We start from the raw sequence: 13315 nt of genomic DNA on the forward strand, positions 1-13315 counted from the left end.
GCCGGAGCGGGGTTCGGGGCACGGGATGATCAGGGACGTATCATGAGGCGACTTATCTGATTATCTGAATGTTTAGTTCCACTTGGGGCCCGCTCCCCGCCGCTTGGCCAGGAGGAGCCCCATGTACGAGCGTCCGGCCGCGGGCCCCCACCCCGAATACGACGCGGAGGCGGCGGCCGGTTCCCGGTCCCGGGAGGAAGCGCCGGACCGCGGGCGCCGGCGCCGGTCCCGCCGCGCGGGAGCAGACGATACCGAGCGGGGCCGCGGCCGCCGGGCCAGGCCGAGGACGTCCGCCCCCCGCTCCCGCCGGGCCGGGGACGCGCCCCCGTACGACGAGGACCGCGCCACCGAACTCCGCGGCTCCCAGCGGGAAACCGGCCGCGGCGACGGCGACGGCACGGCCAACCCGCGGCGGGCGGGCAGGCAGAGCGCCGACAGCGGCCCCCGGCGCGGTCGACGGCGCGGGAACGAGGCCGCGCGCAGCGGCGGAGGCGGCCCGGAGCACAACGACGACCGCCCCGGCACCGGTGCCGACGGCGGAGCCGAGCACGGATACGGACACGGAGGGCACGGCCCCGGGCACGGCGTGCCCGGAGACGGAGGGCGCGGACACGGGCACGGCGCGCCCGGGAACGGCGTGCACGGAGACGGAGGACGCGGACGCGGGAACGGCGAGCGCGGACGCGGGAACGACGAGCGCGGACGCGGGAACGGCGAGCGCGGACGCGGGAACGGCGGGCGCCGGCGCGGGAACGGCGGGCGCGGGGACGGACGGCGCGGCTCCGGCGGACACGGACCCGGACCCGGACCCGGCGCGGAGCGCCACCGTCACCGGGCCGCCCTCGTCAAGGTCGTCGCGTTCGTCGCCGCCACCCTCGCCGGCAGCATGCTCGTGCTCCGCGGCAACGACGCCCTCGACCGCCTGGGCCACCCCGCCCCGCCCGACGGCAGGGCCGTCGCCCCCGCGGCCCCGGCCGAGGCGCCCGATCCCGGGCGGGTGCTCCAGATCGTCGCCCACCCCGACGACGACCTGTACTTCATGAACCCGGACCTGCGCTATTCCATAGCCGCCGGCCACCCCGTCACCTCGGTCTACCTCACCTCCGGCGAAGCCGACGGCATCAACGCGGGCGCCGCCAAGGAGAAGGTCACCCGTGCCGACAAGCCCGCCTACGCCGAGGCCCGCCAGAACGGCATCCGCTCCGCCTACGCCCAGATGGCCACCGGCGACCGGGCCGCCGCCTGGAAGCGCACCGTCGTGCCCACCAGGGGCGGCGGCCAGGCCGAGGTCGACGTGCTCGTCGCCAAGCCCCAGATCAACCTCGTCTGGCTGCAGATGCGCGAGGCGGGCAACGTCTACGATCCCGTCGCCGACAGCCTGCACGGCCTGTGGGACGGCAAGGTCGCCCGCCTGGAGTCGGTGCTCGCCTCCGGCACCCCCGTCAAGCAGCGGTTCACGTACACGAAGGAGCAGGTCGTCCAGACCCTCGTCGGCGTACTGGAGCAGTACAAACCGACGACCGTCCGCTCCCAGGACCCCACCCCCGGCCGCTTCCCGGACACCAAGCGGTACACCGACCACCAGGACCATTTCTACGGCGCCCGCTTCGTCCAGCTGGCCACCGCCGCGTACGCGAAGGAGGTCAAGGACCGCCCGCACTTCGCGCTGCAGAACTACGTCGGCTACTTCAACGGCTCCCTCCCCAGCGCCCTGGACCCGGGCGAGGCGAAGGAGAAGCTGGACATCCTGGACACCTACGCCTGGCTCGACCGGCAGAACCACTGCGGCAGCGCCGCCGGCTGCGGCGACCTCAAGGTCGCCGACCACCCGGCCGGCAACCGGTGGACCGACACCGTCAACTACGCCCGCGGCAACAGCACCTCCTGGCTGACCTCCGACGAGGACCACGGACTGTGGGCCTTCAAGGTGCTCGACGGCCAGGTCGCCGTCTGGCACCGCGCCGGCCTCGTCGGCCCCTGGACCGGCCCCAGCCTGCTGCCCGGCACCGGCATGGACCCGGGCATGTCCACCCTCACGCTGCGGGACGGCCGGATAGCCGCCTTCGGCACCCGCACCTCCTTCGGCGCCCGGCCCGCCGACTACAGGCGCGAGGTCGTGTACGCCGTCCAGCGCGCCCCCGGCTCGCGGGAGTTCGGGGACTGGCAGTCACTCGGTACGCCCGAGACCGCCGACGAGACGTGGACCTCCGACATCAGCGCCCCCGCCGTCTCGCTCGACGGCACCGGGCAGCCGGCCGCGTACGTCCGCGACGGCGCGGGCACCCTGCGCGGCACGCTGCAGCGGGCGGACGGCAGTTGGGGCCCGTGGGAGAGGTACGGCGGCACCGACCTGCACGGCACCCCGGCCACCGCGACCGACGGCGCCGGGCGGCGCATGGTGTTCTGCACCACGTCCAGGACGGTGCTGGGCTGGACGCAGCCCGGGCCGGGCGCGCCGCTGGGCCCGGCCACGGCCACCGGCCTGCCCGACACCACGCTCCCGCTGACGGCGGCGGGCCGTGAGGGCGGGGTGCGGCTGTGGTTCCGCAAGCCCGGCTCGGGCAACGTCCGCACCGCGCTCGTCACGGGGGACGGCGGGCTGAAGGTGAACAACCTCACCGACCTCGGCGGCCTCCAGGGCTTCGGCGCGGTGACGGCGAGCGGGCACGTGCTGGCGGGCCGCTCGGCGGGCGGGCAGCTGGGCTCGGACCTCGGGTCGGGCCGGCCGTGGGAGCGGTCGCCGCTGATGTTCGTGGGCGCGCCGTCCTCGACGACGACCGGCCGGAGCATGGTGAGCCTGGCGGTGGTGGGGCTCGACGCGCGGCTGTACGTGACCTCGTCGGCGGACACCCCGGACGCCCGGCTGGCGCCGTGGCAGGCGGTGGGCCCGCGCAACACGGCTCCGTAGAACCGCCCGTCCGGAACACATCCGCACCCATCGCCCACACCCGACCGAACCCGCACCAACAGTGCACACCAGCCACTTCGTTGACCCGTACGCCGGAGCAAAGGCCTCCACATCACGGGCACATATCGGCCCCAAAGCCTGCACAGGGCATCATCACGTCCGGTCGTTCTCGGAAAGTGGCGATCATCGGTGAAATCGGTGAACCAAGTCCGCGGATTTGGCCTCTCTCTGACTGAACAGCGGTTCTTCCCGCCCGGACCTGACCCCCCAAGGCGTGACCGATGCCACTCACCCGTCGCCGTTTCGCGGCCCTGCTCACGGTGCTCACCGCGGGCACCACCGGCGTGTTCGCCGTGGCCGCCGCCCAGCAGACGCCGGCCGAGGCCACCCAGGACAAGGGGCCTGCCGCCGTGCTGCCCGCGAGCGTGACCGCCGGATCGGTGGTGCAGATCGTCGCCCACCCCGACGACGACCTGTTCTTCATGAACCCCGACCTCGTCCGCTCGCTGCTCTCCGGCACGCCGGTCACCACCGCCTACATGACCTCCGGCGAGGCCGACGGCGTCAACCGGGCCAACGGCGGCGCCGCCAAGGACCCTGACCAGCCCGCCGACCGCGCCCACTACGCGGAGGCCCGGCAGAACGGCATACGCTCCGCCTACGCCCAGATGGCCACCGGCGACCGCACCAGCGCGTGGCGCCGTACGGTCATACCCACGGCCGGCGGCGGACAGGCCGAGCTCGACGTCCTCATAGCGAAGCCGCAGGTCAACCTGGTGTGGCTGCAGATGCGCGAGGCGCGCAGCACCGGCGGGGACAACCCGGACAGCCTGCGCGGCCTGTGGAACGGGCGGATACCGGCCCTGGCGTCCCAGCTGACCTCCGGAACCCCGGTCAAGCAGCAGTTCACGTACAGCAGGGACCAGCTGATACAGACGATATCCGGGGTCCTGGAGCGCTACCGCCCGACGACGATACGGATGCAGGACCCGACGCCGGGACGCTACGCGGACACCGGCAAGTACACCGACCACCAGGACCACATGTACGGCGCCCGCTTCGTGCAGGCCGCCGCGGCCGCCTACGCCGAGCGGGTCAAGGACCGTCCGCACTTCTCCGTGCAGAACTACCTCGGCTACCACAACGGCACCCTCCCGCACGCGCTGGACCCGCAGACCGCCGACGCCAAGACCGGCTTCCTGAAGACCTATGCCTGGCAGGACGGCGAGAACTACTGCGGCAGCCCCTCCGGCTGCGGCGACCGCAAGGTCGCGGGCAATCCGACCGGCAAGAACTGGGCGCAGTCGCTGCGCTACAGCCGCGGCGACCTCACCTCCTGGGTGACCGAGGGCACCCCCGGCCGGCTCTGGGCCTTCGCCACCCTCGACGGGCAGACCGCGTACTGGACCCGGACCCCGGCGGGAGCATGGACGGGCCCCGCGCTGCTCCCCGGCACGGGCATCGACCCGGGCGCCACCACCGTCCGCCTTCCCGACGGGCGCGTCGCGGTCCTCGCGACCCGCACGACCCTCGGTCCCTCACCCGTCGAGTACCGGCGCGAGGTCGTGTACGCGGTCCAGTCCGCGCCCGACGGGCCGTTCGGGCCGTGGCAGTCACTGGGCACCCCCGAGCGGGCCGACGAGGAGGGCACCTCCTCGATCAGCTCCCCCTCGGCCGCCGTCGACGCGAACGGCCGCGTCACCGTCTACCTCCGCGACTCCCACCGCACCCTGCGCGCGACCGTGCAGCAGGCGGACGGCGGCTTCTCCGAGTGGCACCGGCTGGGCGGCGCGGACCTGCAGAGCGACCCGGTGACGGCGGTCGACGCCGCCGGGCGGCGCCACGTGTACGCCACCACCACGAAGTCGGTACTGGCCTGGACCCAGTCCACCCCGACCGCCCCCCTGGCCGGCCCCTTCGAGACGGGCCTGCCCGCCACGACGGTCCCGCTGACCGCGGCCCCGGACGGCGCGGGCGTCCGCCTGTACTTCCGCCGCCCGGACTCGGGGGTCGTGCGTACGGCCCTGGTCACGGCCACCTCCGCCAAGCCCCAGGTCTCCAGCGTCGCGGAGGCCGGCGGCCGGGCCGGCTACGGCGCCGTCGGCGTCGCGGGCCGCCTCGTCTCGGGCCGCGCGGACACCGGCACGATCAGCACCACGGGCCTGGGCGGCCCCCCGGCGTGGACGGAGTCCGCGATGCTCTACGCGGGCGCCCCGGGCGCGGTCCTGGAACTCTCCGGCACGACGACGGCCGTCCTGGGCCTGGACGCGACCCTCCACGTCACCACCACCCCCGGCGCCCAGACCACCCCCACCTGGCACCGCGCGGTCCGCTGAGGCCCGTACGACACACGACGACGGGGCCGGCGGTCGGATGACCGCCGGCCCCGTCGCTCCGTCCGCGCGGGCTACAGCACCGGGAGGTTCTTGCGCAGCTCGAAGGCGGTGACCTCCGAGCGGTACTCCTCCCACTCCTGCTTCTTGTTGCGCAGGAAGAAGTCGAAGACGTGCTCGCCGAGGGTTTCGGCGACCAGTTCGCTGCGCTCCATCAGGGAGATGGCCTCGCCGAGGTTCTGCGGGAGGGGTTCGATGCCCATCGCGCGGCGTTCGGCGTCGGAGAGGGCCCAGACGTCGTCGTCGGCGCCCGCCGGGAGTTCGTAGCCCTCCTCGATGCCCTTGAGGCCAGCCGCCAGGAGGACGGCGTACGTGAGGTACGGGTTGGCGCCCGAGTCGATCGAGCGGACCTCGACGCGCGAGGAGCCCGTCTTGCCCGGCTTGTACATCGGGACGCGGATCAGGGCCGAGCGGTTGTTGTGGCCCCAGCAGATGTACGAGGGGGCCTCGCCGCCGGAGCCGGCCGTGCGGGAGGAACCGCCCCAGATGCGCTTGTAGGAGTTGACCCACTGGTTGGTGACCGCCGCCGTCTCCGCCGCGTGGCGCAGCAGGCCCGCGATGAAGGAGCGGCCGACCTTCGAGAGCTGGTACTCGGCGCCCGACTCGTAGAAGGCGTTGCGGTCGCCCTCGAAGAGGGAGAGGTGGGTGTGCATGCCGGAGCCCGGGTACTCCGAGAACGGCTTCGGCATGAAGGTGGCCTGGACGCCCTGTTCGAGGGCGACCTGCTTCATGACCAGGCGGAAGGTCATGATGTTGTCGGCGGTCGAGAGGGCGTCGGCATAGCGGAGGTCGATCTCCTGCTGGCCGGGGGCGCCCTCGTGGTGGCTGAACTCCACCGAGATGCCCATGGACTCCAGCATGGTGATCGCCTGGCGGCGGAAGTCCATGCCCACGTTCTGCGGGGTGTGGTCGAAGTAGCCGGAGTTGTCGGCCGGCACGGGGCGGGTGCCGTCCAGGGGCTTGTCCTTCAGCAGGAAGAACTCGATCTCCGGGTGGGTGTAGAAGGTGAAGCCCAGGTCGGACGTCTTGGCCAGGATGCGCTTGAGGACGAAGCGCGGGTCCGCGAAGGACGGGGAGCCGTCCGGCATCAGGATGTCGCAGAACATCCGGGCGGTCCCGGGGGCCTCGGCGCGCCACGGCAGTATCTGGAACGTGCTCGGGTCCGGCTTGGCGATCATGTCGGACTCGTAGACCCGCGCGAAGCCCTCGATGGCGGAGCCGTCGAAGCCGATGCCCTCGTCGAAGGCCTGCTCCAGCTCGGCGGGGGCGACCGCGACGGACTTCAGGAAGCCCAGTACGTCGGTGAACCACAGGCGCACGAAGCGGATGTCGCGCTCCTCAAGCGTCCGGAGGACGAATTCCTGCTGCTTGTCCATGCTTTCATCCTCGCAGTTCAGACGGCCTGTGCACCACCTCCCCGAGGGGCGGGCCACAGTCGGGCCGGGCCAGTATCGCCAGCGGTGGTTTCCGCCACATTACGCACCCCCGAAAGGTCGTGGCACCCCCGCACTGACCTCCGGCCCGACATGAGCATTACCATCTGCGCCCATGGGGGGCCGGCAGTACACGCAGCGGGGGCGTCGTGGACGTCCGCCGCTTCGGCGTGCCGCGCTTCCCGCGGGGCCTTCGGCGGCGTTCCGGGCGGTGTCCGGGGCACTGGTCGCGGCGCTGGGCGCAGTGGTGGTCGCCGTGCTGGTGGGGGGTCTCTTCCTCTGCTCGCGGCCCGGCGGGGCCGGTCCTGCGGCCGAGGCGCGGACGCACGCCGTCTGCGTGTCCCCGTACGACCTGCCCGGCTGCTCCCCCCTCGCGCACGCGGTGCCGGCCGTGCTGCCCGCGCCGCAGCCCGCCGCGGTGCCGGCCGGCGGCGAGCCGCAGACCCCCGTACGGGGCGCCGGGGCGGGGCGGACGCGGCCGCCCGAGCCGCTCGCGCGCGCCCCCGGCCTGCATGTGCTCCAGGTGCTGCGGACCTGACGGGTCCGGTTTTCTCGCGCTCATCCACCCCCCTCAGCCAAAGGAACCAGGGCACATGGCCAGCAGGACCACCCACAGCACCGACCCGAACTCCCGCCAGGCGCGGATAGCCGAGATGCGCCGCGCCGAGAAGGCCCGCGAGCGGCGCAACAAGGCCGTCGCGATCACCGTCTCCACCGTCATCGTCGCCGGACTCGTCGGCTTCGGCGCCTGGGTGCTGATCGACCAGAAGCAGACCGAGAAGCGCAAGGCGCAGGCCGCGGAGAAGCTCCTCAAGGAGCAGCAGGAGATCCGCAAGAAGCCCGTCGAGGGCGAGCAGGTCTGGGACGCCAAGAAGCTGGGCCGCACCCACGTCGAGACCCCGGTGAAGTACGAGATGAACCCGCCGGTCGGCGGCGACCACCACCCCCGCTGGATGAACTGCAACGGCGACGTCTACAAGGCCGCCGTCCCCGACGTGAACGCGGTGCACTCCATGGAGCACGGCGCGGTCTGGGTGACGTACAACGAGAAGGCCGCCCAGGCCGACCTCGACAAGCTCACCGCGCGCGTGGAGAAGACCCCGTACTCGCTGATGAGCCCGGTCAAGGAGCAGGCCGGGGCGATCATGCTCAGCGCCTGGGGCAAGCAGCTGACGGTGGACAGCGCGGACGACCCGCGGGTGGCGCAGTTCTTCACCAAGTACGTGCAGGGCGAGCAGACCCCCGAGCCGGGCGCCGCCTGCACGAACGGCCTGACCAAGTGACCGGCGCGGCTGGCGGCAGGGCCCGGATCCCCCGTACGTACTGGGTTTCGGGCACGGCCGTGCTGCTGGCGCTGCTGTTCGCGGCCGTGGCCACCATGGCCGCCGCCGCGAACGGCGACGACCGGCCCGCCGCGCAGGCTGCCGCCGTGCCCGGGCTGCGCTCGCCCGACGCCGGCTTCGCCCGGGACATGGCGGTGCATCACCAGCAGGCGGTGGAGATGTCCTTCGTCGTGCGCGACCGGACCCAGGACGAGCCCGTGCGCACCCTCGCGTACGACATCGCCAACACCCAGGCCAACCAGCGGGGCATGCTCCTCGGCTGGCTGGACCTGTGGGGGCTGCCGAAGGTGCTCGCCGACGAGCCCGCGATGTCCTGGACGGGTGACGCCGGTGACGGTCACGGCGGCGGCCACGGCGACGTGCACTCGGGGCACGCGGCCGTGCCGCCCGGCGGGGCGCTCATGCCCGGGATGGCCACCAAGGAGGAGCTCGCGCGGCTGGGCGCCGCCGAGGGCCGGGACGCCGAGGTGCTCTACCTGCAGCTGATGACCGACCACCACAAGGGCGGCGTCGCGATGGCCCAGGCCTGCGCGAAGCGGTGCACGACCCCCGTCGAGCGCGACCTGGCGCAGGGCATGGCCGACGCGCAGCAGGCGGAGCTCACCCTCATGGCGGACATGCTGGCGAAGCGCGGGGCCGCGCCGCGCGGGTGACGGGGCACGCTCGTACGGTGGCGGGAGGCGTCCCGTCACCCGTACGGGCGTGTGCTGCCCCGTGCCGGGTCGCGTGGGCCGAACGGCCGAACGACGATGGGGAACGCCGCGGCGGGGCACCCGCGCCCCTGCCGCACACGGCGCTTGGGAGGTTTACGCGATGACGACCGCCGGAGAGATCATGCACGCCGGGGCCCAGTGGATCCCCGCCACCGAGACCCTGGACCGGGCCGCCGAGCTGATGGCCCGCCTCAACGTGGGCGCGCTGCCCATCAGCGACAGGACGGAACGGCTCTGCGGCATTCTGACCGACCGCGACATCGTGGTCGGCTGTGTGGCCAAGGGGCACGACCCCTCGAAGGTCACCGCAGGTGAGATGGCGCAGGGCACACCGCGCTGGATCGACGCGAACGCCGACGTCTCCGAGGTGCTGGAGGAGATGCAGAGCCACCAGATCCGCCGGCTCCCCGTGATCAGGGACAAGAAGCTGGTCGGCATGATCAGCGAGGCGGACCTGGCCAAGCACCTCTCGGAGGAACAGATAGCCGGCTGGGCGGAGAAGGTCTACGCCCGAGGCTGATCCGGCCCCGCCGGGGACTCCAGGACCGCCCGGGCCACCTGGTCCGGGCGGTCCAGCATGACCAGGTGTCCGGCGGGCTCGGCGACCTCGAAACGGGCGCCGAGCCGGCCGGCGAGCTCCGCCTGTCGGGCGAGCCAGCGCAGGGCGCCGCGGCCCGTGCCGCCGCCGTGGCCGGCGAGGACGGTGGCGGGCGCGGTCAGCGGGTGCGTCGCGCGCAGGGCCAGGACCTCTGCGGCGGCTTCGGGGTAGAGGGAGTTCTCCAGCAGCGCCCCCCGCCAGACCCGGCCGGTGCGGTAGCAGCGCCGTACGAGGTCCCGCGCGGCGGGATCGGCCCCGCCGGTCCGGGACGCCCGTACGACGGCCCGCCGGGCGGCCGGACCAAGTGCGGCGGGCACCCCGGCCGCGGTCACCACCCGCCCGAGGCCCCTGGCCGCGCCGGTGCGCAGCGCCGCGGGCAGCAGGGCACGCGGAGCCTCCTCGACGCTGGAGTCGACCAGCACCAGGGCGGCGGTCCGCCCGGGGTGGAGCCGTGCGAAGGCCTCGGCGTGGAACCCGGCGATGGAATGCCCGACGACGGTGACAGCGCCGGCGCCGACCGGGCCCAGGGCGTCCAGGAGACCCGCGACGCGGTGGGCCTCGCCCGCGGCGGTCGCCGGCTCGCAGGCCGGGGCGCTGAGGCCGTGGCCGGGGCGGTCGAAGCGGACGACGGTGCGGCCCGCGGCGACGAGCAGCGCGGCGACCTCGTCCCAGTCGAACCAGGCCATGGCCAGCCCGGCACTGAGCACGCACACCGGCCCCCGGCCCTCGACCAGCACGTGCAGCGGGACGCCGTCCACCCGTACGAAACGTCCCGGAGCGCCGGGGCCGTGGACTCGCGCGGCGCCCCGCGCGCCGCTCACGTGCGGCGCTCCTGGTACACGGAGCGGGCGAGCAGGCCCAGCCAGAGCGCCACGAGCAGCACCTGGAGCCGCTGCCCGGCGCCCAGGGCCCAGGTGCCGCGGCCTGCCTCGAACAGGGCGATGGCCGTCAGGGTCCACGCGGTGGCGAGCAGTTCCAGGACGACGAGCAGCGGGCCGTGGCGGGCCAGCGGCGCGAGCCGCCCGTAGCGCCGGGCGGCGACGGTCAGGGCCACGATGCCGACGAGTGCGCCGGTCATCGCGAGGCTGCTGCTGACCGCGTGGGCCTGATGGGTGGCCGGGACGAGCCCCGCGGTCTCCCGGGCCGCGCACACCGGGTCCACGGTCGGCGTGCAGCTCAGCGGCAGCCAGGCGTCGGCGGCGGTGGCCGCCCCGAAAAGGGTCACCCCGGCCCAGCCGGCGACCGCCCACGGGCGGCGGGGCTCGATCCCGCGCAGCAGCCGCACCAGCGCGAGCAGCCCTCCGGCGAAGGCGAGCAGACCGGCGCAGAAGTCGGTGGCCCTGAAGAGGCCGCCGAGGGGGCGGTCCTGGGCGGCGAGCTCGCTCACGTACGTCTCGATGGGGTTGAGGCCGGTGGAGAGGACGACTTCGAGCACCCAGGCGGTGTAGGCCGCGGCGCCGAGGCCCACCAGGACGGCCACCGGAGAGGCCGGCGGCCAGGTCCGCCCGGCCGTGCGGAACGAGGAGCCCGGCGTGGGGCCGGGCACGGAGCCGGGCGCGGAGTCGGCCCGAGGGCGCGGAGGGGGGCCATTGGTGGACATAGTGTGACTAATCCTATGCAGATCCGGGGTTCGTTCCAGGGATCGGATACCCACCCGGGGTAGGGTCCCCGGCATGACGAGCAGAGCCCAGCGAGCTGCCCCGTGGCCCCGGCCGCTGCTGCTCGTCACGCTCCTGCTGGGCATCGTGACCATGAACGCCCTGAGCCGTCCGACTGAGTCCCACGCCTCGGAGGACGCACCCGCCGCGCACTCCGTTGCCTCGCCGGGCCCGTCCGGCCCGCCCGGACCACCCGGCCCGCCCGGCCCGCCCACGGACGGTGGGCCCGGCGGCACCCGGGCCGACCCCGGGTCCGACTGCCCCACCGTGCTCACCGGGCCCGCCGCACCGCCCCCCGGCGGCGGACCGGCCGGCTCCTGCGATACCGCGCCGCTCGGGGGCGCGGCCCGCGTGCCGGTCCGGCCCCGCGCAGGACCCGACCCGCCATCGCCCGGCGAACCGGGCTGACCCGCTGACCTCACCGACCCCGCGAACCGCCCGGCCGGCCGCCCCGCGCGCCCGAGCGGAGGACCGCGCCGCGCCGTCGCCCCGGCATGCCCGCACCCCGGGGCGACCGGGCGGCCGCCGACATGCCCGCCCCTCCCCCCACACCACACCCACGAGGTACTTCCGTGCGCTCTCTTCCCTCCCGTCGCGCCGTCCTCGGCGCCTCCGCCGCCTTCGCCGGATCCGGGCTGCTCCCCGCCTGCGCCCGCACCGCCACGGACCGCGGCGTCGCCGGGACCGACGGCGCGAACCGCGCCGCCGCGGGGGCCGCCGCCCCCGCCGACTACGTCGACCCGGCCGGCCCCGAGGTGCAGGCCGCCGAGGCCGCCCGCAACGCCACCGGACCGCTCACCGAGGTCAGGATCACCGCCGCCGCCACCTCCGTCGACCTCGGCGGCGGGCACGTCTTCCGCTCGTGGACGTACGGCGACCAGGTCCCCGGCCCGGAGGTACGGGCCACCGCGGGCGGCACGCTCTCCCTGACCCTCGCCAACAACCTCCCCGAGGCCACCTCCCTGCACTGCCACGGCCTGGCGATGCGCAACGACATGGACGGGGTCCCCGGGGTGACCCAGCGGGACATCGCCCCGGGCGGCTCCTTCACGTACAGGTTCGCCGTACCGACGCCGGGGACGTACCTGTTCCACCCGCACACCGGCGTCCAGCAGGACCGCGGGCTGTACGCGCCGCTGATCGTGGAGGACCCGAAGGAGCCCCTCTCGTACGACAAGGAGTGGGTGGTGGTCCTGGACGACTGGCTCGACGGGGTGGACGGCTCCACCCCCGACGCCGTGCTCGCCCAGCTCCGCGGCGCGAGCGGCCAGTCCACGGGCGGCCACGCGGGCCACGGCACGACACCCGCCGCCCCGCCGTCCGGCTCTCCGTCCGGCTCTCCGTCCGGCTCTCCGTCCGGTGGCGTGGGCACCGGCCCCTCGCGCCTCCGAAAGCTCGGCGAGAGCGACGTCCTCGGCAAGGACGTGGGCAACGTCGCGTACCCGTACTACCTCATCAACGGCAGGGCGGCGGACGACCCGTCCGTCTTCACCGCCCGGCCCGGGGACCGCATCCGGCTGCGCATCATCAACGCGGGCGGGGACACGCCGTTCCGCATCGCCCTCGGCGGCCACGAGCTGACGGTCACCCACACCGACGGATACCCGGTGGAGACCGCGAAGACCGGCTGCCTGCTGCTGGGCATGGGCGAGCGGTACGACGTGCTCGTCACCGCGCAGGACGGGGTCTTCCCGCTCACCGCGCTGGCCGAGGGCAAGGGCGAGTCGGCGTCCGCGCTCGCCGTGCTGCGCACCGGGTCGGGGACGGCGCCCACCGCCGCGACGCGGCCGGCCGAGCTCGCCACCACTCCGCTACTGGCGGACCGGCTCAGGGCCGCCGGGTCGGTGGCGCTGCCGGCGCGCACCCCGGACCGGACGCTCTCGCTCCGGCTGACCGGCACGATGACCCGCTTCAACTGGGCCTTCGACGGCGCCCCGTTCACCCCCGAGCAGCGGCATCCGGTGAAGGCGGGCGAGCGGGTGCGGCTGGAGTTCAGGAACCAGACGCCGATGTGGCATCCGGTCCACCTGCACGGGCACACGTACGCCCTGGGAGGTGGCGCGGGCGCCCGCAAGGACACCGCGATCATCCTGTCGGGCGGCCGGCTGACGGTGGACTTCGACGCGGACAACCCCGGGCTGTGGATGCTGCACTGCCACAACGTGTACCACTCGGAGTCCGGGATGATGACGGTCCTCGGCTACGAACGCTGAGTTCCGCCCGCCGGGAAATGGCGGCGGGGTGGCGGCGGCGCCGTGGCAGGCTTGTG

Annotated in this window: 10 protein-coding genes; 7 read left to right on the forward strand and 3 right to left on the reverse strand. The window is 74.2% G+C overall.

Features of this window, described 5'->3' with window-relative positions; translation table 11 throughout:
* Nucleotides 1-121 precede the first annotated feature (121 nt).
* Nucleotides 122-2908: a PIG-L family deacetylase gene (locus ACZ6Y1_RS16355; RefSeq protein WP_469628895.1), complete on the forward strand. Its 2787-nt coding sequence runs from the start codon at nt 122-124 to the stop codon at nt 2906-2908.
* Between the two features lie 281 nt (nt 2909-3189).
* Complete coding sequence (locus ACZ6Y1_RS16360) at nt 3190-5244, forward strand: PIG-L family deacetylase (protein WP_469628898.1); 2055 nt, start codon at nt 3190-3192, stop codon at nt 5242-5244.
* Nucleotides 5245-5315: 71 nt separating this feature from the next.
* Here ACZ6Y1_RS16360 and ACZ6Y1_RS16365 read toward each other — a convergent pair whose 3' ends face one another.
* Entirely contained in the window at nt 5316-6677 is a 1362-nt protein-coding gene (locus ACZ6Y1_RS16365; protein WP_376658930.1) for a glutamine synthetase family protein, read from the reverse strand.
* A gap of 268 nt (nt 6678-6945) precedes the next feature.
* Here ACZ6Y1_RS16365 and ACZ6Y1_RS16370 point away from each other — a divergent pair, with 268 nt between their 5' ends.
* From ACZ6Y1_RS16370 to ACZ6Y1_RS16385, 4 genes are all read left to right on the forward strand, one after another.
* Nucleotides 6946-7272 carry a hypothetical protein gene (locus ACZ6Y1_RS16370; protein WP_469628901.1) on the forward strand — a complete coding sequence of 109 codons (327 nt, stop codon included), beginning with the start codon at nt 6946-6948 and terminating at the stop codon, nt 7270-7272.
* A 55-nt stretch (nt 7273-7327) separates the two neighbouring features.
* The gene (locus ACZ6Y1_RS16375) at nt 7328-8017 is read left to right on the forward strand and encodes a DUF3105 domain-containing protein (protein ID WP_469628903.1); all 690 of its coding nucleotides are present in this window, start codon (nt 7328-7330) and stop codon (nt 8015-8017) included.
* The gene (locus ACZ6Y1_RS16380) at nt 8014-8730 is read left to right on the forward strand and encodes a DUF305 domain-containing protein (protein WP_469628906.1); all 717 of its coding nucleotides are present in this window, start codon (nt 8014-8016) and stop codon (nt 8728-8730) included. Before ACZ6Y1_RS16375 ends, ACZ6Y1_RS16380 begins: the two co-directional genes overlap by 4 nt.
* Nucleotides 8731-8890: 160 nt before the next feature.
* A complete protein-coding gene (locus ACZ6Y1_RS16385; protein ID WP_469628909.1) occupies nt 8891-9310 on the forward strand; it encodes a CBS domain-containing protein in 420 nt (139 codons plus the stop codon).
* Here the strand turns inward: ACZ6Y1_RS16385 and ACZ6Y1_RS16390 are convergent.
* Both ACZ6Y1_RS16390 and ACZ6Y1_RS16395 read right to left on the reverse strand, forming a co-directional pair.
* Nucleotides 9295-10209: an alpha/beta fold hydrolase gene (locus ACZ6Y1_RS16390; RefSeq protein WP_469628913.1), complete on the reverse strand. Its 915-nt coding sequence runs from the start codon at nt 10207-10209 to the stop codon at nt 9295-9297. The genes ACZ6Y1_RS16385 and ACZ6Y1_RS16390 overlap by 16 nt on opposite strands.
* Nucleotides 10206-10859, reverse strand: coding sequence for a DUF998 domain-containing protein (locus ACZ6Y1_RS16395; protein WP_469629129.1), 654 nt, complete (start codon nt 10857-10859; stop codon nt 10206-10208). The genes ACZ6Y1_RS16390 and ACZ6Y1_RS16395 overlap by 4 nt, the downstream gene beginning before the upstream one ends.
* 759 nt (nt 10860-11618) lie before the next feature.
* Between ACZ6Y1_RS16395 and ACZ6Y1_RS16400 the strand changes: the two genes are divergently transcribed.
* Complete coding sequence (locus tag ACZ6Y1_RS16400) at nt 11619-13259, forward strand: multicopper oxidase family protein (RefSeq protein ID WP_469628916.1); 1641 nt, start codon at nt 11619-11621, stop codon at nt 13257-13259.
* The last annotated feature ends 56 nt before the right edge of the window (nt 13260-13315 follow it).

Source organism: Streptomyces sp. NPDC053432, from assembly GCF_055585365.1.

What these genes read in the sequence shown, in the direction of transcription:
- ACZ6Y1_RS16355 (WP_469628895.1), top strand. Translation starts at nt 122, where the DNA reads ATGTACGAGCGTCCGGCCGCGGGCCCCCACCCCGAATACGACGCGGAG.
- ACZ6Y1_RS16360 (WP_469628898.1), top strand. Translation starts at nt 3,190, where the DNA reads ATGCCACTCACCCGTCGCCGTTTCGCGGCCCTGCTCACGGTGCTCACC.
- ACZ6Y1_RS16365 (WP_376658930.1), bottom strand. Translation starts at nt 6,677, where the DNA reads ATGGACAAGCAGCAGGAATTCGTCCTCCGGACGCTTGAGGAGCGCGAC.
- ACZ6Y1_RS16375 (WP_469628903.1), top strand. Translation starts at nt 7,328, where the DNA reads ATGGCCAGCAGGACCACCCACAGCACCGACCCGAACTCCCGCCAGGCG.
- ACZ6Y1_RS16385 (WP_469628909.1), top strand. Translation starts at nt 8,891, where the DNA reads ATGACGACCGCCGGAGAGATCATGCACGCCGGGGCCCAGTGGATCCCC.